A 22662-nucleotide genomic window follows, 5' to 3' on the forward strand; every position below is an offset into this window, starting at 1 on the left:
TAGATTAGATTCATTACCAAATAATCACGCGGTCTTCTGGTGAACGCCACATACCGTCTCCTTCTTTGACATCATAGGTTGTAAAGAAATCATCGAAGTTTGGTACTTGTACATTGACACGGAGTTTGGCTGGTGCGTGCACATCGACGCTAGCCAAGAGTTTCATAAATTCTGGGCGACCTTTCATGCGCCAGATGCGACCGAAGTTGTAGAAGAATTCTTCTGCTGAGAAGTCTGGTTCTCTCTTAGCTGCTTCAAGCGCTGCAGCGATTCCTCCTAAGTCAGCCACGTTTTCTGACACAGTCAATTTACCGTTAATGGTTGCTCCATAAGAATCCTGCCCATCAAACTGGTCAATAATTTTTTGTGTTTTCTCCTTGAAGGCAGCATAGTCGCTCTCTGTCCACCAGTCCTTGAGGCTACCATTTTCATCAAAGGAAGCTCCGTTAGTATCAAAGGCGTGGGAAATTTCATGGGCAATAACCGCCCCGATACCCCCGTAGTTAGCAGAAGATGATTGATGCAAGTCATAGAAAGGTGCTTGTAAAATAGCCGCTGGGAAAACAATCAGGTTCTTCTGTGGATTGTAGTAAGCATTGACCATATGAGCAGGCATGCCCCACTCCTTGTAGTCTACAGGCTGGTTCCACTTGCTCCAACTGTGTTTGATTTCCACACGCGCAAAGGCTAGAGCATTATCAAAAAGACTAGCAGTCTCATCCACTACCTTGTCCTTGTAGCGTTCTGGCAATTCTTCTGGGTAACCGATATAAGGCTTGATGACATTGAGTTTAACGATGGCCTTGTCACGAGTTTCTGGAGTCAGCCAGTCATTTTTAGCCAAGCGTTCCTTATAGACATCAATCATGGTTGCCACTTTTTTCTCTACATCCGCCTTGGCCTCTGGAGAGAATTTTTCATGGGCATACCAGAGCCCCAAGGCTTGTTTGAAAGGACCTTGTGCTAGCTGGTAGGCTGCCTTGACCTTGTCTTTGGCTTCTGGAACTCCTGAAAGCGCACGGCTATAGGCACCTGACAAGACACGGATTTCTTCTGTTAAATAGCTGGTTGAGAGATTGACAACACTTAAAATTAAGGTTGCCTTGAGGAGAGGCCAGGCCTCTTCACTATAGAATTGGTCTGCTGCTTGCCAGAAACGTTCCTCGTCTACGATAACCTTGTCTGGTACTTGTCCAAGAACGGCTTGGAAGAAGTCATCCAAAGGTAGGGCAGGCGCAAATTTCTTGAAATCTTCGTAATCATATGGATGGTAAAGTTTAGCATACTCTGAACTTTCTTCATTAGAAAGCACCACTGCTGCAATTCGGCGATCCAATTCAAGTCTTTTCTCTAGCAAGTCTTCAATTTCTGCATCAGAGAAATCATAAGCCTTGAGAAGATTTGCGCTGCTTTCTTTCCAAAGAGTCAAGAGCTCTTCGCGCTGAGGATGGTCTTCTGCATAGTAGGTCGTATCTGGCAGGATCGTGCTTGGAGCACTGGCCCATAGAACATTGATTCTTGCATCCATAAAGTCTGGCGATACACCAAAAGGAAGGAAGTTAGGTTTTCCTGCAAGTTCAAACTCTGCTAGTCTAGCTGTAAAATCCGCAAAAGTCTCCAACTCTTGGAATTCTTTAAGGAGTGGTAAGACAGGTGTGATACCGTCAGCTTCTCTCTTGTCAAAATCACGAACTAGGCGGTGGTATTTGACGAAGTTTACTAAGATAGCATCCTCAGGCACCTCTTCTCCTGCCAACCACTTGTCTGTTGTCGCAAGCATCAAGTCTTCAATTTCCTGATCTAAATCAACAAAACCTCCTGTTTGAGACTTATCTGCTGGGATTTCAACTGTCTGTTGCCATTCTCCATTGATTGCATCATAAAAATCATCTTGATAACGTGTCATCTTGTTCTCGCTTTCATTTTTTAAGTTATTGCTAGCTTAACAAAAATTGCTTGGGAATGCAATTAAAAATGGACTTCCCTTTTCCAGCATTTTTCAGTTATTATTTTAAATTTTTCAAAAATTAACTTGACTTAATTTTTTTTTTAATGTATATTAAGAGACAGGAGGAATACAAGTTTATGATACGTATCGAAAACCTCAGTGTCTCCTACAAAGAAACGTTGGCACTTAAGGATATTTCACTAGTGCTCCAAGGACCAACAATTACCGGAATCATTGGTCCAAACGGTGCTGGAAAATCAACATTATTAAAAGGGATGCTGGGAATTATCCCACATCAAGGTCAGGCATTTCTCGATGACAAGGAAGTTAAAAAATCCTTACACCGAATTGCCTATGTCGAACAAAAAATCAATATCGACTATAACTTTCCCATCAAGGTCAAGGAATGCGTCTCGCTAGGACTCTTTCCCACTATCCCTCTCTTTCGAAGTTTAAATGCTAAACATTGGAAGAAAGTGAAAGAAGCCCTTGAAATCGTCGGCCTAGCTGACTATGCTGAACGTCAAATCAGTCAACTGTCTGGAGGTCAATTCCAGCGGGTCTTGATTGCCAGATGTTTGGTGCAGGAAGCCGATTATATACTCTTAGATGAACCCTTTGTTGGGATTGATTCTGTCAGTGAGGAAATCATCATGAATACGCTGAGAGATCTGAAAAAAGCTGGGAAGACGGTTCTCATCGTCCACCACGACCTCAGCAAGGTTCCTCACTACTTCGATCAAGTCTTGCTTGTCAATCGAGAAGTGATTGCCTTTGGTCCAACCAAAGAAACCTTTACCGAAGCCAATCTCAAAGAAGCTTACGGTAATCAACTCTTTTTCAATGGAGGTGACCTATGATTGCAGAATTTATCGATGGATTGCAAAAATTCCATTTCTTACAAAATGCCTTGATAACAGCCATTGTCGTCGGGGTCGTAGCTGGAGCTGTGGGATGTTTCATCATTCTACGTGGGATGTCACTCATGGGAGATGCTATTTCACATGCTGTCTTACCAGGTGTAGCCCTCTCCTTCATCTTAGGCGTTGACTTCTTTATCGGAGCCATTGTCTTTGGATTGCTAGCTGCTATCATCATTACCTACATCAAGGGGAACTCGATTATCAAAAGCGATACCGCCATCGGCATTACCTTTTCTTCTTTCTTAGCCCTCGGTATCATCTTGATTAGTGTCGCTAAAAGTTCAACTGACCTTTTCCATATCCTTTTTGGTAATATTCTAGCCGTCCAAGATACGGATATGTTTATCACTATGGGCGTAGGGGCGGTCATTCTCTTGTTAATCTGGATTTTCTTCAAGCAACTCTTGATAACTTCCTTTGATGAACTTCTGGCTAAAGCCATGGGAATGCCTGTCAATTTCTATCACTACCTCCTCATGATACTCCTGACTCTCGTGTCTGTGACAGCCATGCAAAGTGTTGGAACTATCCTGATTGTAGCCATGCTGATTACCCCAGCTGCAACTGCTTATCTGTATGCTAATAGCCTGAAAAGTATGATTTTCCTTTCCTCAACCTTTGGAGCTACAGCTTCAGTTTTGGGACTCTTTATTGGCTATAGTTTAAACTTAGCAGCTGGTTCTAGCATCGTACTTACAGCTGCTAGCTTCTTCTTAATCAGTTTCTTTATCTCTCCTAAACAACGATATTTGAAACTGAAAAATAAACATTTGTTAAAATAAGGGGCAAAACCCCAATAAATTGGAGGATCTAATGAAAAAATTAGGTACATTACTCGTTCTCTTTCTTTCCGTTATTGCTCTTGTAGCATGTGCTAGCGGAAAAAAAGATGCAGCTTCTGGTCAAAAACTAAAAGTTGTTGCTACAAACTCAATCATCGCTGATATTACTAAAAATATTGCTGGTGACAAGATTGATCTTCACAGTATCGTTCCGATTGGACAAGACCCACACGAATACGAACCACTCCCTGAAGATGTTAAGAAAACTTCTGAGGCTGACCTCATTTTCTATAACGGTATCAACCTTGAAACAGGTGGCAATGCTTGGTTTAGCAAATTGGTAGAAAATGCTAAGAAAACTGAAAACAAAGACTACTTTGCAGTCAGCGAAGGCGTTGATGTTATCTACCTTGAAGGAAAAAATGAAAAAGGTAAAGAAGACCCACACGCTTGGCTTAACCTTGAAAATGGAATTATCTTTGCTAAAAATATCGCCAAACAATTGAGCGCTAAAGATCCTAACAACAAGGAATTCTATGAAAAAAATCTCAAAGAATATACTGATAAGTTAGACAAACTTGATAAAGAAAGTAAGGATAAATTTAATAACATCCCTGCTGAAAAGAAACTCATTGTAACCAGCGAAGGAGCATTCAAATACTTCTCTAAAGCCTATGGTGTCCCAAGTGCTTACATCTGGGAAATCAACACTGAAGAAGAAGGAACACCTGAACAAATCAAGACCTTGGTTGAAAAACTTCGCCAAACAAAAGTTCCTTCACTCTTTGTAGAATCTAGTGTAGATGACCGTCCAATGAAAACTGTTTCACAAGACACAAATATCCCAATCTACGCACAAATCTTTACTGACTCTATCGCAGAACAAGGTAAAGAAGGCGATAGCTACTACAACATGATGAAATACAACCTTGACAAGATTGCTGAAGGATTGGCAAAATAAGCCTCTGAAAAACGTCATTCTCACATGAGCTGGCGTTTTTTCTATGCTCATATTTCCGGTCAAATCATTGGAAAATTCCGACTGTTTCAGCTAAAATGGAAGAAAAAAGATTGGAGTATCTTATGGTAACTTTCCTCGGAAATCCTGTGAGCTTTACAGGTAAACAACTACAAGTCGGCGACAAGGCACTTGATTTTTCACTCACTACAACAGACCTTTCTAAAAAATCTCTGGCTGATTTTGATGGCAAGAAAAAAGTCTTGAGTGTCGTGCCTTCTATCGATACAGGTATCTGCTCAACTCAAACGCGTCGCTTTAATGAAGAACTGGCTGGACTGGACAACACGGTCGTATTGACTGTTTCTATGGACCTACCATTTGCCCAAAAACGTTGGTGTGGTGCTGAGGGAATTGAAAATGCCATCATGCTCTCAGACTATTTCGACCATTCCTTTGGACGTGATTACGCCCTCTTAATCAACGAATGGCACCTATTGGCACGCGCAGTCTTTGTCCTAGATACGGACAATACGATTCGCTACGTTGAATACGTGGACAATATCAACTCTGAACCAAACTTCGAAGCCGCAATTGCAGCTGCTAAAGAACTAAATTAGAAGCCATTGTGGCAGATAGCTAGAGAAATCTAGCTTTTTTTGATATACTAGATAGAGATATTAGACAAGAGGAAACGAATGACCCCTAATAAAGAAGATTATCTAAAGTGTATTTATGAAATTGGCATAGATTTGCATAAAATTAGCAACAAAGAAATTGCGGCTCGCATGCAAGTCTCTCCCCCTGCCGTAACTGAAATGATTAAACGGATGAAGAGCGAAAATCTCATCCTCAAGGACAAGGAATGCGGCTATCTACTAACTGACATCGGCCTCAAACTGGTCTCTGAGCTCTATCGTAAGCACCGTTTGATTGAAGTTTTTCTAGTCCATCATTTAGACTATACGAGTGACCAGATTCACGAGGAAGCTGAAGTCTTGGAACACACTGTCTCTGATTTATTCGTGGAGAGACTGGATAAACTACTAGGATTTCCCAAGACCTGTCCTCATGGAGGAACTATTCCTGCCAAGGGAGAACTCCTAGTTGAAATCAATAACCTGCCACTAGCTGACATCAAGGAAGCTGGCTCCTACCGCCTAACTCGGGTGCACGATAGTTTTGACATTCTCCATTATCTGGACAAGCACTCACTTCACATCGGTGATTCGCTCCAAGTCCAGCAGTTTGATGGCTTCAGCAATACCTTCACCATCCTCAGTAAAAACGAGGATTTACAAGTAAGTATGGACATTGCCAAACAACTCTATGTCGAAAAAATCGACTAATTTCTCAAGTACCCTACCAACCCTGAAAGTTTTATTTTCAGGGTTTTATTTCTATCATTTGATTTTACTTTCATTTAGTTGTAGAATGTTTGTAAAAAACAAGAAAGATAGTTTAACCTATGAAAAAATCACTAAAAATTTTTGCGACATCTAAATGGTTTGACCTCTTTGGAGTTGCTCTGGTCGTTGGGATTGCAATTGCATCTGGTTACCTCAACTCCCGCCTCGATAAATTCGTAGACTGGGGACCATGGACAGCTCTTGTACCCTTTGGATTGATTTCCGTAACCAACGTTGGGATTTCCATGTTGTCCACTCGTTTCACGGGGAAATTAAGCAAATGGGGAAATTACTTTGGTATTGTTAATACCATTTTGTCCGGTGCTATTGATTATATCCTTGGAAATAAGGCGGCTATTATCACCTATCCCGTCACCTTCCTCATTTATACCTTTGCTATTAAGAAATGGGAAGCTTCGCAAGAAGGCAGACCCAACCAAATGAGCCAAAAACAGCTAAAATTAGCGGCCATCATCATTTCCATCATCGCCTTCCTCTTTGCCTTTGTGACCAACTATATCGGTTATGGAGGCAAGATGAATCTCCTTGCCTACGTGACAACTATTGCCTTTGCACTGTCTCTCATTGCCAATGCTTTTAACGCATTGAAACTAACAACTCAGTGGGGCTTTTGGTTGATTTACAATTTTGTTCAGCTGACAAAAGCTGGTATTCAAGGGAATTTTGCCAATATCGGAAAATACATCTTTTATATCCTCAATGCAATCGGAGCTTTATTTGTCTGGAATGATGAAGAAGTAAGATAATAGAAGAAAACTTAAATAAAAAAACAAGTCGACTTAAGAGAATCTCCCTTCTGCTATTTTTATCATTTTACTTGTAACTCCCATTCTTTTGGAGTAGAATGAAGTTAGATAAAAGAGGGAGGTCATCTTATGAAAAAACTCTTTAGAATCCATTTTACAGCAATTGCAGTCATCGATTTGCTACTATTCGCATTTTTTAACAAAAGACCCGAGACATCTTTGGAGTGGCTCTTGCTCACTGGTTTTATTTTCCTCCTTGCTCAGGGACTCCTGTTATTTCGCTTGGTTGTCCGACTCAAACATCAATTCGCTGAGATTTATCCTCAAATCAATAAAAAGATTCGCTTCTACTATTTATGGGTTCTCTCCATTGATTTTCTATTTTTTGTCCTCTTAGCCTTCATTAGTTCTCAGCGTTTTTACTCTCTTATGCCAATCATCACTGCTTGTCATTCTACTTTATATTATATGACGGCTGACTACCTAAGAGAAAAATATCCAGACTTTTACGACAAACACATCTCTTTGTGGGAGTGTCTCTAAGGAAAAAGAGGTTTTAGCATGAAAAAAATCATCTCCATCAAAACCATTCAACTCCTTATCATCGATGGAATTATGCTGGCATTTTTGACATTTAAAGAGGGACTTACTTGGGATTGGATGTTGATTTATAGCGGTTGGCTCATTTTCTTTCATCCTGTGCTATTGATCTATCTTTCCAACCAACTTTGTGACCACTTTAGTCACCTTTATTCCCAGATTAGACCGAGATTCTGGCGCTTTGCCTTACAAATCCTTCTATGGGATAGCCTGATCATTCTCTCCTTGATATGTTTAAGGGGTATTCCACTTTTCCTTCAGGGAACTCTCCTCATCCTAGGACATCTTATCCCTTCCTATCGCACCTGCCAAATCCTGAAACAAGACTTTCCCCAAGCCTATCAAGTACCGATTTCTTTTTGGAGTATTTTATGATAGATGAGAAAAACCAAGCCGGCTGGGCTTGGTTTTTCTTATCTATTTTTAGTATCAAGGATAATGGTAACCGGACCATCATTGACCAGCTCAACCTGCATATCTGCTCCAAAGATCCCTGTCTGAACGGGCACTTCTTGCGCTAATTTTTGATTGAAAGCATCATAGAAATCTGATGCCATATCAGGCTTGGCTGCGCCTGTGAAGGCTGGACGATTGCCTTTCTTGGTATCCGCAAAGAGGGTAAACTGAGAAATAGAGAGGATTTCTCCTTCAATATCTTTGACAGACAGGTTCATCTTGCCTTCTGCGTCTGAAAAAATCCGCATGTTGACAAGCTTTCTCATAGCATAGTCCAAATCTTCCTCTTGGTCCTCTGGTCCAACACCAACCAGCAATAGGAGCCCCTGATTGATTTTTCCCTGAACCTGACCTTCGATACTCACTTGGGCTTTTGTAACCCGTTGGATAATGATTTTCATAATAGCCTTTCTAGTAAGAGCTAGGGCAATTAACCGTTAGTCCGTTTGACAGAGTAAACTTCTGGCACACTCTTAATCTTGTCCACGACTGAAGTCAGTGTCGAGAGATTGGCAATGCCAAAGGACACATGGATATTAGCAAACTTCATATCCTTGGTTGGTTGGGCATTGACCGTTGAAATATTCTTGGTTGTGTTTGAAAGAACTTGCAGTACATCGTTCAACAGTCCTGTACGGTTGAGGCCATAAATATCGATATGAGCCATATACTCCTTATTTGAGCTAGAGTACTGGTCTTCCCACTCCACATCAAGGAGACGTTGCTCGTAGTTTTCTTGGGCACGCAGGTTCATACAATCCACACGATGAATAGCTACACCACGACCCTTGGTAATATAACCAACAATATCGTCACCAGGAACAGGATTACAACACTTAGCAATCCGCACTAAGAGGCCTGATGCACCTTCAATGACCACACCACCCTCATGCTTTACCTTGAGGGTTTCTTTATTTTCAACCTTGATCTCGCCACCTTTGACAAGTTCTTCTGCTTCAGCCTTGGCCTTGGCACGTTCTTCCTCACGGCGTTCCTTTTCAGTCAGACGGTTAAAGACGGTAATAGCACCGATTTCTCCAAAACCAATGGCCGCAAAAAGGGATTCTTCTGTCTTGTAGCTAGTCTTTTGCAAAACTTGGTCCATGTGACGCTTGTCCATGAATTTATTAGCTACATAGCCGTTTTCTTGGAACTGAGCCATCAGCATTTCACGACCCTTGTTGACAGACAATTCCTTATCTTGATTTTTAAAGAACTGACGAATCTTGTTACGCGCCTTGCTGGTCTTGACCATATTGAGCCAGTCACGGCTTGGCCCAAATGAGTTGGGGTTGGTGACAATTTCAACCTGATCCCCTGTCTTGAGCTTGGTTGTCAGTGGAACCATACGACCATTGACCTTGGCACCCGTCGCTTTCTCCCCAACTTTTGTATGGATTTCATAGGCAAAGTCAATCGGTCCTGAATCTTTTGGAAGGGAACGGACAGCTCCATCTGGGGTAAAGACGTAAATCTCCTCAGCCAGATAGTTTTCCTTCACAGAGTCCACAAATTCCTTGGCATCATCAGCCTGGTCTTGGAGCTCCATCATCTCCTTGATCCAGTTCATCCCGATAGCTGATTCCTTGCTGTTAACCTGCCCCTTGATGCCCTTCTTATAAGCCCAGTGAGCTGCAACCCCGTACTCAGCGACCTCGTGCATTTCCTTGGTCCGAATCTGGAATTCAATCGGCCCTTTTGGCCCATAGACAGTCGTATGGATAGACTGATAACCATTGGCCTTGCGGTTAGCGATATAGTCTTTGAAACGACCTGGCATTGGTTTCCAAAGCTCATGTACATAACCAAGCATGGCATAAACATCACTTTGGGTATCTAAAATACAGCGAATGGCAATCAGGTCATAGATTTCCTCAAAACGTTTTCTCTTATCCTGCATTTTGCGGAAAATCGAGTAAATATGCTTAGGACGACCGTAAATCTTCCCTTTCAAGTGACGATCCGTCGTATATTCCTCTAATTTTGTAACTACCTCATCCACCAAGGCTTCACGCTCTCTGCGTTTTTCCTTCATCATATGGGTAATCTTGTAAAACTCAGTTGGATTAAGATAACGGAAAGATAGGTCTTCCAATTCCCATTTAACGCTAGAAATCCCCAGACGGTGGGCAAGCGGCGCATAGATTTCCATAGTTTCTTTGGAAATACGCTCCTGCTTGTCTTTTCGAAGATGTTTCAGGGTCCGCATATTGTGTAAGCGGTCAGACAGTTTAACCAAGATAACGCGGATGTCCTCAGACATGGCCATGAGCATCTTGCGATGATTTTCAGCCAACTGCTCCTCGATTGATTTGTACTCGACCTTACCAAGCTTGGTAACCCCGTCAACAATCACCCGCACATCAGGACCAAACTCTCTTTCCAAATCGTCCAAGGTCGCATCAGTATCTTCCACCACATCATGCAAGAAACCACAAGCTACTGTTACAGCATCCAACTTGAGCTTAGCTAAAATACCTGCCACTTGGATGGGGTGAATGATATAAGGCTCGCCTGATTTGCGGTATTGGCCACTGTGGCATTCCACCGCATAGACCAAGGCCTTATGGACAAAATGGACATCCTCTTCTGTTAAATATTCTTTGGTTAAAGCGACAACTTCTTCGCCTGTTAAATTCACTTCTTTTGGCATCTCTACTCTCCAATTCTTCCTACCATTTTATCACTTTTTTAAGAATATGAAAACTAGAAAATTCCCTCTCAATCAATCCACATCTCAAAAAACACTGCCAGATTTCTCTAGCAGTGTTTTAAGTTTCTTTTATCTTAGTAAACCGTTCTTTCAGTTTCTACATCGAAGAAGTGTGCTTTGTTCAAGTCAAATCCAAGTTCAACTGTTGCACCTGTTTGCAAGTAGTCACGAGCATCAACTTTGGCAACAAATTCATCTTTACCAACTTGGCAGTAAAGGTGAGATTCTGAACCAAGCAATTCTGATACTGAGATAGTAGCTTTGACAACTGATTCTGGGAATGTTTCAAGGAAAGCAGGTTCTGCATTCACGTCTTCTGGACGGATACCGAAGATCAATTCTTTACCTTCGTAGCCTTTTTCACGAAGAACTTTCAATGCGCCTTCTGGAACTTTCAAACGGAAACCGTCAGAAACAATTTCGCTACCAACCAATTTCACATTGATGAAGTTCATAGCTGGGCTTCCGATGAAGCCTGCTACGAATTTATTAACTGGGTTTTTGTAAACTTCTTGAGGAGTACCGATTTGTTCTACACGTCCGATAGTACCTGTACCAGCAGGATTCTTAGTTGCTGACATGATAACGATACGGTCTGCAAGTGTCATCGCTTCTGTTTGGTCATGAGTTACGTAGATAGTTGTAGCTCCGATACGACGGTGGATTTTAGCGATTTCAGCACGCATAGATACACGAAGTTTGGCATCCAAGTTTGACAAAGGTTCGTCCATCAAGAACACTTTTGCATCACGGACGATTGCACGACCCATGGCAACACGTTGACGTTGACCACCTGAAAGGTCAGCAGGTTTACGTTCCAAGAATTCTTTCAATCCAAGGATTTCAGCTGCTTCTTGCACACGTTTGTCGATATCTTCTTTGCTGTATTTACGCAATTTCAAACCGAAAGCCATGTTGTCATAAACAGTCATATGTGGGTAAAGAGCGTAGTTTTGGAATACCATGGCGATGTCACGGTCTTTTGGAGCGACGTCGTTGACAACCACGCCATCGATAGATGCAGTTCCTTCTGTGATATCTTCAAGACCAGCAATCATACGAAGAGTTGTTGATTTACCACATCCTGAAGGACCTACGAAAACGATAAATTCTTTGTCTTTAATGTCCAAGTTGAAGTCTTCAACTGAGTAGTGTTCGCTATTTGGATATTTTTTATAAATGTTTTTAAGATTCAATTCTACCATGAGGTGAACTCCTTTTGTCTTTTGATAGTTTTATTATAGATGAAAACGCTTTACTTTTCTATGGCAAGGTGACCAAAAAAATAAAAAAGTTCTGTGCAACTTGCACAAAACTTTATAAAATATCTGGTAAAATCAACTGATAACACAAGGTCAGGTCAGTCAATTCCTTCAACTGAAGCCCTGTCAATTCTTCCCATTTATCAATCTTGTATTGAAGAGAATTACGGTGCAGATAGAGTTGCTGGGCTGTTTTTGTTAGAACAGCACTATTTTCCCAAAGAGAGAGAATGATTTCCTGAATCTGATCCTGGTCCAAAATCATCTGGTGTAGACATTCCTTGATTACCTTCAAGTCCACTAGTCTTTCTCCCATACTCCAAAGATAGAGCTGAGAAAAACTATGAACACCTTGGTGACCCTGACGCCACCAAGTTTTGAACAAATCGCGCTCAGCTTTGATTAAGTCTGATAGGGCTTGATTTCCCGTCTGAGACCAAACCTGACCTAACATAATAGATAGACGCAATCCAAAGTCATACTCAACCGCTTCAATCGTATCACTTAAAATAGCTCGTACAGAAGTGTATTTATCTTGCTGAAGCACGAAAACATAATCCTGAGCTCCGACCTGAAGCACTGTCTGACAGTTAGGAAAAAGGGTTCGCATCATATCCAGCCAAGAAACCAGATTTTCCTGCTGAAAATAGGAAAGATGACAATAGGCCAACTGAATCTTTTTAAAAGTTTGTGGTGCCTGCCCTTTACCCTCAATAAGATAGGAATACCAAGGATTGAGCGAACGAGCCTGCTCCTGCTGGGTCAAAAGGGCAACCAACTGCTTTTCACGCTCGCTGAGCTCAGCCTCCTCCAGCAAAATCCACTGCTGAGAAGCTAAAGGGAGTGTGAGATAGCCTTCTTTCTCTACTGGTTGGTCTGAAATCTGAGCTTCAGGAAACCAGTCTTGTAATTCTTTTGCCATCATGTCCTAGCCCTCCACTTTTTGGATGCACCACGAAATCAAGCTCTCAAGCCGTTCCAGATTTTCAGTCATATGGAGATAGCCCATGACTGCTTCAAAACCTGTGGACATACGGTAAGTCACCACATCAGCATTTTTGGCCTTGGTGTGACTATTGGTATTACGACCACGTTTGTAGATTTCTTCTTCTTTTTCCGTTAGGACCTTCTCCTCTAACATAAGGGAAATCAGGCGAGCCTGAGCCTTGGCTGACACATACTTGGTTGCTTCTTGATGGAGTTTATTGGGCTTGGTCATGCCTTTTAGAATGAGGTGACGACGAATATACATAGAATACACCGCATCCCCTTCAAAAGCTAACGCAATCCCGTTAATGAGATTGACATCAATCACGTGTCCACCTCACTCCATCCTTGGTGTCAAGGAGCTTAATCCCTTGACCAGCCAATTGGTCACGGATCTGGTCTGCTGTGGCAAAGTCACGATTGGCACGCGCTTCTTGGCGTTTTTGGATCAAGGATTCGATATCGAAATCTAGCAATTTAATCAGTTTAGGTATAACTGTCACACCAAGTTCTGCACCCAAAATCGTAAAATTATTCAATGATTCCTCTAGTGATGAGGTGATTTCGGAACCAAATAGAAGTAAAACAATTACTGGATTAATCTCGTTTGATATTTCTCTAGTAATATTTACCATTGAATTCACAAACTTAGAATCTAGTTTATTACTTTTTGTGTATGCTATTTCAATAAAGATTCTATTATTACCATGATGACCTTGAATATCAGGCTGCATTCGATTACCTGATTCCCAAGTCCAAAGAGGAAATTCATTTGTCAAGTAAGATAATAAAAATTGTTCTATTATTCGTCCATACCGGTTTCTAGGTACTCCAGTTAAAATTTCCTGTTCGTTTAGATAATGTCCAGCGTTTTCTATGTGATAAATAACGTTGTTAATTTCGTTATTGATTAAATTTGTAAAATTCCAAATTAGACCATACTTTGTTTCATGAAGAACTATATTTCTTCTTAAAAGAGCAGCCTTTTTCTTTTCTGCATCTTCTGTATTATTATTTTTTAAATTAAATTCAAAACGATTAATAACCTCTTCAACAGCACCATATTCCAAAACTTCCTCAACAAAGACTATTCCAAAGACTTCCAACATAGCCGCAAGAGTTTCCTTAACACTTGCATCATAGTTGCCAGAGTTGATCCATTTGGCCATTTCAAAGACAACTGTGATACCGTTTGCGGAGTTGAAATCCTCATCCATAGCGGCAACAAACTTATCTTTAAAGGTCTGTAACTCTTGAGCATCTACAGTCCCAGAAAATGGTTGCTCATAAGTGTTCTTTAGATACTTAAGATTTGTCTCTGCGTCACGCACTGCCTTTTCGGTAAAGTTGATTGGCTTACGGTAATGCTGTGTGGCAAAGAAGAATCGAAGCACTTGGCCATCGAGGTTTTTGAGGGCATCATGAACAGTGATAAAGTTGCCCAAGGACTTGGACATCTTGACATTATCAATATTGACAAAGCCATTGTGCATCCAGTAGTTGGCGAAAGTCTTGCCTGTTTTGGCTTCTGACTGGGCAATTTCGTTGGTGTGATGAGGAAACTCGAGATCGGCTCCACCACCGTGGATATCAATAGTATCGCCCAGAATCTCTGTTGACATAACCGAACACTCGATATGCCAGCCCGGACGACCAGGTCCCCAAGGGCTGTCCCAGGAAATCTCACCTGGCTTAGCTGCCTTCCAGAGAGCAAAGTCCACTGGATTTTCCTTACGAGCAGTCTCCTCATCTGTCCGACCAGAAGCACCTAACTCCAAGTCTGCCAGGGTTTTGTTGGCTAATTTGGCATAATTGTGAGATTTTTCCACACGAAAATAGACATCGCCCTCTGACTCATAGGCGTAGCCCTTGTCCACCAAAGTCCGCACAAAGTCAATGATTGCCTCCATAAAGTCAATCACGCGCGGATGCTGAGTAGCCCGCTTAACACCCAAAGCTGATACATCCTTACGAAAAGCCGCGATATACTTGTCCGCAACCTCCTGTGGCGTGATACCTTCTTCCTTGGCACGGTTGATAATCTTATCATCCACATCCGTAAAATTGGAAATATAGGCAACCTCATAACCACGATACTCAAAATAGCGACGAATCGTATCAAAAGCTACCGTCGAACGAGCATTCCCCACGTGGATATAGTTATACACGGTTGGCCCACAAACATACATCTTGACTTTTCCGTCCTCAATCGGGACAAATTCTCGCAAATCACGAGACATAGTGTCATAGATTTTAATCATAAATCATAATCAGGAAAGCTGAAATCCAAGAACAGTTTATTACATCACTGACAGTTCAATTGAATTTCAGTCCGAATGTCTCCACACTTCGGAATCCCTTGCTCCTTTCTCATTCAGATAAACTACCTGGGTCTGTTTGACAAAGCCAATTTTTTCATACAAACGTTTGGCACCTACATTACTATCTTCCACGGCAATCTGAAATTCCTTATCATTTTGCTCAATCAGTTGGTTGACTAGGGATTTTGCTAAGTAGCTTCCATAGCCGTTTCCACGTTCAGATTCCGATATTGCTAAACCGTAGAAGTAATTCTTATTAGTCGATAAATCTACCGTGCAAGTTCCAATAACCTGATCGTTTTTTAACAAAATATATAAGCGACTTTCTGGATCCTTCAGAGCTTCAGCGATATATCTATCCACAACTTCTCTAGATTCATGTTCCTCTGAAAATGCCTGAAATTTTAACTGACTGATTTGCTCCTGATACGAACTATCTGCTAACAAAACTTCAAGATTGGAAAGCTTTTCTAACGGATAAGGTCTTCTATCCTTACCTAGCCAGGTTTCTGTTTCCTCGTCCTCGACCAATCCCCAGTTGCTGACAAAATCAGGATGGCGGTCTAGAAAAACACGCTCTGTCTGAAAAGTCACAGACTCAATTGGATAAGATGCCGTTTCTTTCTCAAAATTTCTATACAAAGCCCGCGCAATCCCCTGATGGCGATGACCTGGATGAACCAGTATCGTCACTTCTACATCTTGGTCATCTGCATAGACAGTTAATAAACCAACAAGTTCGCCTTTTTCATAATAAAGGAAAAAGGCGGGCATGTTTGAATCAAAATTAAGCATGTTAGAGAGATAGGGATCACGATAGGTATCATCATAGTTTTGGCAACAGTTAATTAGTTTTTTCGCCTCAGATAACTCCTCTTGGCTTAACTTGTTTCTTGCTTGAATCATATAGCCATCCTCTACAAACCAGACGATCTGTGACTGGCATCTTTAGCCTGCTCGAGTTTATTGACATAGTACTCTCGTTTTTCTTCAACTTCATGAATCATTGGCTCATCCTTCTGTCCATGAACTCGGACGATCTTAGCAGGAATTCCAACCACTGTCACATCACTTGGAACATCTGCAACAACTACTGCTGCTGCACCGACTTTGGCATTTTCACCGATTTCAACGGGTCCAATGACTTGGGCATGAGCAGATATGAGCGCTCCTTTGCGAACGGTAGGATGGCGTTTGCCACAGTCTTTCCCTGTTCCCCCAAGAGTCACCCCATGATAGAGGAGAACTCCCGTCTCAACGATAGCTGTCTCTCCAATCACCAAGCCAGAACCATGGTCGATAAAGACACCTGAATCAATCTGGGCACCTGGATGAATCTCAATCTGAGTCCAAAAGCGCCAAAACTGACTGTGCATACGAGCCAAGAGTTTGAAGCCATGCTTCCAGAGAAAATGCGAAAGACGGTGGGCCGCCAAGGCCTTGACACCTGGATAAGTCAGCAAAACCTCCAAAGTGGTGCGGGCCGCTGGATCATTTTCTTTTACGATATCAATGGTTTCGCGCCACCATCCCATACATTTCTCCTTTTCTTATTCTGAATCTTTTGGTGTTTCTGTAAATTCTTTCTTAGGTTTGTGGTCCTTGTGATGACGTGGTCGATGAGGACGCTCAGACTTCTCACCTTTTTCGTCACGTTCAGGTTTTGGAGGACGAGGAAGAAGGGCCTTCATAGAAGCATCCACACGTCCTTTTTCATCAATCTTAATAACCTTAACATCAACTTCATCCCCGATTGCTACCAAGTCTTCGACATTATTGGTACGAGTCCAAGCCATCTCAGAGATATGAACAAGGGCATCTGTCTTATCAAAGAGGTTAACAAAGGCACCAAATTTCTCGATACGAACGACTTTAGCACGGTAAACTTCGTCCACCTTAGCTTCACGAACCAAACCAGCAATGATTTCTTTGGCACGGTTAATAGCATCTTGGTCACTAGAGTAGATAGACACATTTCCTTCTTCGTCGATATCGATCTTAACGCCTGTTTCAGCGATAATCTTGTCGATGGTTTCTCCACCCTTACCGATGACAATCTTGATCTTGTCCACATCGATCTTGATGGTATCAATTTTCGGAGCAGTTGGAGCCAATTCTGGACGAACTTCTGGAATGGTTGCTTCAATCACATCAAGAATTTCAAAACGGGCTTTCTTGGCTTGGGCAAGAGCCTCAGTCAAGATTTCTGCAGTGATCCCTTGAATCTTGATATCCATTTGAAGGGCTGTAATCCCGTCACGAGTACCTGCAACCTTAAAGTCCATATCTCCAAAGTGGTCTTCCAAACCTTGGATATCTGTCAAGACTGTGTAATTATTTCCATCTGAGATAAGTCCCATTGCAATACCAGCTACTGGCGCCTTGATTGGCACTCCACCAGCCATAAGGGCAAGAGTTCCCGCACAGATAGAAGCTTGAGATGAAGAACCATTTGATTCCAAGACTTCTGCTACCAAGCGGATAGCATATGGGAATTCTTCCAAACTTGGCAAGACTTGAGCAAGAGCACGCTCACCAAGAGCACCGTGACCGATTTCACGACGACCTGGCGCACCGTAGCGTCCAGTTTCCCCTACAGAATATTGTGGGAAGTTATAGTGGTGCATAAAGCGTTTCTTGTACTCTGGATCCAAACCATCAATGATTTGAGTTTCTCCCATTGGAGCCAAGGTCAAGACAGAAAGGGCCTGAGTTTGCCCACGAGTAAAGAGACCAGAGCCGTGCACACGAGGAAGGAAGTCAACAACCGCATCCAAAGGACGGATTTCATCGACCTTACGGCCGTCAGGACGCACCTTGTCTTCTGTAATCAAGCGGCGCACTTCAGCGTGTTCCATTTGTTCCAAGATTTCAGCCACATCACGCATGATGCGGTCAAATTCTTCGTGGTCCGCATATTTTTCTTCGTAAACAGCAGTGACTTGGTCTTTGACTGCTTGAGTCGCAGCTTCACGCGCCAATTTTTCTTCTACTTGAACAGCTTTTTGGAGGTCGCTGTTGTAGGCTTCGATGATTTCAGCTTGCAAGTCAGCATCCACATGAAGCAATTCTACTTCTGCTTTTTCCTTACCAACAGCTGCAACAATTTCTTCTTGGAAGGCAATCAATTCTTTAACTGCTTCGTGCCCTTTAAGGAGAGCTTCCAACATGATTTCTTCTGACAATTCTTTAGCACCAGACTCTACCATGTTGATGGCGTGTTTGGTACCAGCTACTGTCAATTCAAGGAGAGATTGCTCTGCTTGTTCTTGCGTAGGATTGATGATGATTTGACCATCCACATAAGCCACTTGGACACCAGCGATTGGTCCGTCAAATGGAATGTCTGAGATAGAAAGCGCTAAAGATGAACCAAACATAGCTGCCATTGGAGCAGAAGCATTTTCGTCATAAGAAAGCACGGTGTTGATGACTTGGACTTCGTTACGGAAACCTTCCGCAAACATAGGACGGATTGGACGGTCAATCAAACGCGCTGTCAAGGTCGCATCTGTTGAAGGACGTCCTTCACGTTTCATAAAGCCACCAGGAAACTTCCCAGCTGCATACATTTTTTCTTCGTAGTTGACTTGAAGAGGGAAGAAATCTCCAGTTGCCATTTTCTTAGACATAACGGCCGCAGTCAAGACAGTTGACTCACCGTAACGTACAACAACAGAGCCATTTGCTTGCTTAGCAACCTGACCAGTCTCTACAATTAGCTCACGACCCGCAAAAGTCGTTTGAAACACTTGTTTTGTCATTTTAATCCCCTTTGGATTGATGAAATTATACGCCTTGCTTACAAAAATCAGGATACAAAGGGCGTGAAGAATCCCGTATGAAAATAGGAGATTGACGCAGTGTGCGATGCACACTAGGAAATCTATCTTTTTCACTAGGGATTTAGCCCGTGTTCAACTATTAGATACTTTGATTTGAATAGTTAAAAATCTGTTTATACCCTCATCTTTGTATCAAGTACGTACAGAGTCTATTTTATCATATTTTTCTTAAAAAGTGCGGTCTTTACCATTAAAAAGGAACCATTCCCCTCACCTGAGAAGAATGGTTTGCTTTTTATTATCCTAGAGACTGATGATTAAACAAGGCATGGGTCGCTTGGTGAATGTATTTCGCTGTTTCAGCATTGTTCATAGTGTAGAGATGCACACCGGCAACATCCTGAGTTACCAAGTCCACGATTTGGTCCACTGCATAGGCAAGTCCTGCTGCTCTGAGCGACTCAGGGTCATGCTCATACTTGTCTAAGATGGCTTTAAATTTACGTGGAAGATGGATATTTTCACAAGTCTTCAAGAGACGGAGAGCCTGATTTCGATTCAGAATTGGCATAATCCCTGCATGAATAGGAACATCAATCCCAGCCAAAATGCACTTGTCTTGGAAATCATAGAAGCGCTCATTGTCAAAGAAAAGCTGAGTTACGAGGCTCGAACAACCTGCATCTACTTTCTTCTTAAGATTTTGAATATCTGAAATCTGATTTGGTGAATCTGGATGGCCTTCTGGATAACAAGCACCAACAATATCAAAGTGAGGGGCTTGCTCCTTGATGAACTCAATCAAGTCAGTTGCGTAGCGGAAATCCTTTTGTGGTTCCACATCTGGAATAATATCCCCACGAAGAGCCAAGATTTTCTGCACTCCAACCGTGTCCAAGTCTGCAATAGTTTCAGCAACCTTGTCCTTGGTCAAATAGATGGCTGGCAAGTGAGCAATAGTCGGAATCGCCAAGTCATTTTGGATAAAGTCAGCCAAACGAACCGTCGTTTCCTTGATATTAAATTTATTATTGCTGGCAGTTACACTGATAAAGTGCGGCGCTAGCTCCTGCATATCTTGAAGAGCAGAAATAATGTTATCATTACCCACGGCTGGGTTGGGAGGGAACACTTCAAATGAGAGTGACGGTGTTTGGCGTGACATAGTCATTATCCTTTTCTAGTTAATTTTTTTCGTTAGCTGGATTCCTAGAATCCAAGTGAAACAGGCAGATTGACCAAACAGCGCTTCTAGAGAAATCCTATCTTACAATTTCTCACGCGCAGCTTTAGCTGCTTCAACAAGGCGGATCAAGCTTTCTTTTGTTTCTGGGATACCACGTGTTTTCAAACCACAGTCTGGGTTGATCCAAACTTTCTTGCTTGGCACTTTAGCAAGGATGGCTTCGATTGTATTGTCGATTTCGCCTTCATTTGGCACACGAGGTGAGTGGATATCGTAAACCCCAGGTCCCACTTCTGTTTGGAAGTTTTTCGCTTTGAGTTCGTCCAAGATTTCAAGGTTTGAACGGCTAGCTTCAAAGGAAATAACATCTGCATCCATGTTGTCGATAGCTGGGATGATATCTGTAAATTCTGAATAACACATGTGAGTGTGGATTTGTGTGTCTGGCGCTACTGTTGAGTGTACCAAGCGGAAGGCAGGAATTGCCCAGTCAAGGTAGTCTTCGTACCAGTCGCTACGACGGAGTGGTAATTTTTCACGAAGAGCAGCCTCATCGATTTGGATGATCTTCACGCCAGCAGCTTCAAGGTCAAGAACTTCATCCTTGATAGCAAGAGCGATTTGAAGAGTAGAATCCTTGATAGAGATGTCTTCACGTGAGAATGACCAGTTGAGGATGGTAACTGGTCCAGTCAACATACCTTTAACAGGTTTGTTTGTACGGCTTTGTGCATAGCTAGACCATTTAACAGTGATAGGGTTAAGACGAGTTACATCACCCCAGATGATTGGTGGTTTAACCCCGCGCATACCGTATGATTGTACCCAACCATTTTTAGAGAAGAGGTAACCTGACAAGTTTTGACCGAAGTACTCAACCATGTCATTACGTTCAAATTCACCGTGAACAAGGACATCAAAGTCGATATCTTCTTGCCATTTGATCCATTCATCGATCGTTTCAGCAAGGAAAGCGTCGTACTCTTCTTGAGACAATTCACCTTTACGGTAAGCCAAACGTTTCGCACGAACTTCTTTAGTTTGAGGGAATGAACCGATAGTTGTTGTTGGAAGAGCTGGAAGTTTGAAAGCTTCTTCTTGGATAGCTTCACGTTCTGCAAATGCTGGCAAACGAGTGTAGTCTGCGTCTGTCAAGCCAGCGATGCGCGCACGAAGTTCCGCATTTTCACCCACACGCTCAGTCGCAAAGAGTTCTTTATTAGCTGCAAGTGCTTCTTCACCTTGACCATTGCGGATAGCATCCAAATCACGAATCTCATCCAATTTTTCAACTGCAAAAGCAAAGTGGTTCAAGATAGCTGGTTCAAATTCTTCATTAGCAGTTGTAAATGGTACATGAAGAAGTGAGCATGAGCTTGTCAATACAATGTTTTCAGCTGGAATTTGCTCAAGAACGGCCAAGCTCTTTTCGTAGTTGTTGCGCCAGATGTTTTTACCATTGACAATACCTGCATAAAGAGTCTTGTCAGCTGGGAAACCACCTTTAACCAATTCAAGAGTTTTCTTACCTTCAACGAAGTCAAGACCGATAGCATCTACTGGCAAGTTTACAAGGTCAGCGTAAACGTCACGAACGTCTCCGAAGTAAGTTTGAAGCAAGACTTCAAGACCTTTTTTGTCAGCCAAAAGTTTATTGTAGAGGTTCAAGAAGAGAGCTTTTTCTTCAGATGTCAAATCTTTTACAAGAGCAGCTTCATCCAATTGGATACGAGTTGCACCAAGTTCAGCCAATTTAGCAAAAACGTCTTGGTAAGCAGCCACTAAGCTATCTACGAAGTCTTCTGCTTTCACGCCTTCTTCAAAGTCTGACAATTGAAGGAAAGTGAATGGACCTACAAGAACTGGGCGAGTGTTCAATCCAAGTTCTTTTGCTTCTTGGAACTCATCAAAGATTTTGTGACCTGCAAGTTTAACTTGAGTGTCTTTTTCAAATTTAGGAACGATGTAGTGGTAGTTGGTGTTGAACCATTTCTTCATTGGAAGGGCGCGAACGTCCCCTTTTTCTCCTTGGTAACCACGACCCAAAGCGAAGTAGCGCTCAAGGTCAGACAAGTCCAAGTTTTGAACTGAAGCAGGTACCACGTTGAAAAGGAAAGCTGCATCTAGGAAGTTGTCATAGTGAGAAAAGTCATTTGATGGGATTTCAGTGATGCCTTTTTCTTTGACGATGTTCCAGTGTTTAGCACGCAAGTCTTTTGCGGCTACCAAGAGTTCTTCTTCTGAGATTTCTTTTCTAAAGTATTTTTCAGTTGTAAATTTTAATTCGCGGAATTCGCCCAAACGAGGGAAACCGATGATTGTAGTTGACATGATGTGTCCTCCAAAATTTGTTGTTGAAACTATCTTAACAGAAAAGAAATCATCTGTATAATTGTAAAAAATTAGGCTTTGATATAGTTTGAAACTATATCTCCGTTTTATACAAAAGAAAAAGGCCTGAGAAAAATGACTCAAATCCTTTGTGTAACTTGTTTTTTACTATATTTCAGTTAGACTGATCAAACACGTTATTAGTAATTCTTATAAGTGACTATGGCTTGTTAT

General features: G+C 42.0%; 19 protein-coding genes and 2 pseudogenes. 8 read left to right on the plus strand and 13 right to left on the minus strand.

Annotated elements, in window-relative coordinates; translation table 11 throughout:
- Nucleotides 1–13: 13 nt before the first annotated feature.
- Nucleotides 14–1906, minus strand: a complete 1893-nt coding sequence (gene pepO / locus D8849_RS03330) for an endopeptidase PepO (RefSeq protein WP_125386190.1) — start codon at nt 1904–1906, stop codon at nt 14–16.
- A 179-nt stretch (nt 1907–2085) separates the two neighbouring features.
- Here pepO and D8849_RS03335 point away from each other — a divergent pair, with 179 nt between their 5' ends.
- From D8849_RS03335 to D8849_RS03375, 8 genes are all read left to right on the plus strand, one after another.
- Entirely contained in the window at nt 2086–2808 is a 723-nt protein-coding gene (locus tag D8849_RS03335) for a metal ABC transporter ATP-binding protein (RefSeq protein WP_125386191.1), read from the plus strand.
- Nucleotides 2805–3653, plus strand: coding sequence for a metal ABC transporter permease (locus D8849_RS03340; protein ID WP_000559791.1), 849 nt, complete (start codon nt 2805–2807; stop codon nt 3651–3653). Before D8849_RS03335 ends, D8849_RS03340 begins: the two co-directional genes overlap by 4 nt.
- Before the next feature lie 31 nt (nt 3654–3684).
- Nucleotides 3685–4614: a metal ABC transporter substrate-binding lipoprotein/adhesin PsaA gene (gene psaA, locus D8849_RS03345; protein ID WP_000733069.1), complete on the plus strand. Its 930-nt coding sequence runs from the start codon at nt 3685–3687 to the stop codon at nt 4612–4614.
- A 122-nt stretch (nt 4615–4736) separates the two neighbouring features.
- Nucleotides 4737–5231, plus strand: a complete 495-nt coding sequence (gene tpx, locus D8849_RS03350) for a thiol peroxidase (protein WP_033682328.1) — start codon at nt 4737–4739, stop codon at nt 5229–5231.
- Between the two features lie 78 nt (nt 5232–5309).
- Complete coding sequence (locus D8849_RS03355) at nt 5310–5960, plus strand: metal-dependent transcriptional regulator (protein WP_125386192.1); 651 nt, start codon at nt 5310–5312, stop codon at nt 5958–5960.
- Between the two features lie 119 nt (nt 5961–6079).
- Nucleotides 6080–6787 carry a nicotinamide mononucleotide transporter gene (locus D8849_RS03365; RefSeq protein ID WP_000749110.1) on the plus strand — a complete coding sequence of 236 codons (708 nt, stop codon included), beginning with the start codon at nt 6080–6082 and terminating at the stop codon, nt 6785–6787.
- A 129-nt stretch (nt 6788–6916) separates the two neighbouring features.
- Nucleotides 6917–7330: a hypothetical protein gene (locus D8849_RS03370; RefSeq protein WP_125386194.1), complete on the plus strand. Its 414-nt coding sequence runs from the start codon at nt 6917–6919 to the stop codon at nt 7328–7330.
- Nucleotides 7331–7348: 18 nt separating this feature from the next.
- The gene (locus D8849_RS03375; RefSeq protein WP_125386195.1) at nt 7349–7762 is read left to right on the plus strand and encodes a hypothetical protein; all 414 of its coding nucleotides are present in this window, start codon (nt 7349–7351) and stop codon (nt 7760–7762) included.
- Between the two features lie 38 nt (nt 7763–7800).
- Here the strand turns inward: D8849_RS03375 and dtd are convergent, their stop codons facing one another.
- From dtd to metE, 12 genes and pseudogenes are all read right to left on the minus strand, one after another.
- Nucleotides 7801–8244 carry a D-aminoacyl-tRNA deacylase gene (gene dtd, locus D8849_RS03380; protein WP_125386196.1) on the minus strand — a complete coding sequence of 148 codons (444 nt, stop codon included), beginning with the start codon at nt 8242–8244 and terminating at the stop codon, nt 7801–7803.
- A 29-nt stretch (nt 8245–8273) separates the two neighbouring features.
- A complete protein-coding gene (locus tag D8849_RS03385; RefSeq protein WP_125386197.1) occupies nt 8274–10496 on the minus strand; it encodes a RelA/SpoT family protein in 2223 nt (740 codons plus the stop codon).
- Between the two features lie 134 nt (nt 10497–10630).
- A complete protein-coding gene (locus tag D8849_RS03390) occupies nt 10631–11761 on the minus strand; it encodes an ABC transporter ATP-binding protein (protein WP_000229953.1) in 1131 nt (376 codons plus the stop codon).
- A gap of 112 nt (nt 11762–11873) precedes the next feature.
- Nucleotides 11874–12743, minus strand: a complete 870-nt coding sequence (locus tag D8849_RS03395; protein ID WP_020902422.1) for a helix-turn-helix domain-containing protein — start codon at nt 12741–12743, stop codon at nt 11874–11876.
- 3 nt (nt 12744–12746) lie between these two features.
- Complete coding sequence (locus D8849_RS03400; RefSeq protein ID WP_125386198.1) at nt 12747–13133, minus strand: Mini-ribonuclease 3; 387 nt, start codon at nt 13131–13133, stop codon at nt 12747–12749.
- Nucleotides 13126–13278, minus strand: a pseudogene (locus D8849_RS03405) (CysS/YqeB C-terminal domain-containing protein); the annotation flags it as partial. The pseudogene D8849_RS03405 and the gene D8849_RS03400, both read right to left, overlap by 8 nt.
- 453 nt (nt 13279–13731) lie before the next feature.
- Nucleotides 13732–15066: pseudogene (gene cysS / locus D8849_RS03410) on the minus strand (cysteine--tRNA ligase); the annotation flags it as partial.
- 66 nt (nt 15067–15132) lie between these two features.
- The gene (locus D8849_RS03420; RefSeq protein ID WP_125386199.1) at nt 15133–16032 is read right to left on the minus strand and encodes a GNAT family N-acetyltransferase; all 900 of its coding nucleotides are present in this window, start codon (nt 16030–16032) and stop codon (nt 15133–15135) included.
- An 11-nt stretch (nt 16033–16043) separates the two neighbouring features.
- Nucleotides 16044–16661, minus strand: a complete 618-nt coding sequence (gene cysE, locus D8849_RS03425) for a serine O-acetyltransferase (protein WP_120718945.1) — start codon at nt 16659–16661, stop codon at nt 16044–16046.
- Between the two features lie 15 nt (nt 16662–16676).
- Complete coding sequence (pnp, locus tag D8849_RS03430) at nt 16677–18890, minus strand: polyribonucleotide nucleotidyltransferase (RefSeq protein WP_125386200.1); 2214 nt, start codon at nt 18888–18890, stop codon at nt 16677–16679.
- A 319-nt stretch (nt 18891–19209) separates the two neighbouring features.
- Nucleotides 19210–20076 (minus strand): methylenetetrahydrofolate reductase [NAD(P)H], encoded by an 867-nt coding sequence (metF, locus tag D8849_RS03435; RefSeq protein WP_125386201.1) that lies wholly within the window; start codon nt 20074–20076, stop codon nt 19210–19212.
- A gap of 102 nt (nt 20077–20178) precedes the next feature.
- The gene (gene metE, locus D8849_RS03440; protein ID WP_125386202.1) at nt 20179–22428 is read right to left on the minus strand and encodes a 5-methyltetrahydropteroyltriglutamate--homocysteine S-methyltransferase; all 2250 of its coding nucleotides are present in this window, start codon (nt 22426–22428) and stop codon (nt 20179–20181) included.
- Between the last annotated feature and the right edge of the window lie 234 nt (nt 22429–22662).

It is taken from the genome of Streptococcus mitis (genome assembly GCF_003942765.1).
GTDB classification, from domain to species: Bacteria; Bacillota; Bacilli; order Lactobacillales; family Streptococcaceae; genus Streptococcus; species Streptococcus mitis_BE.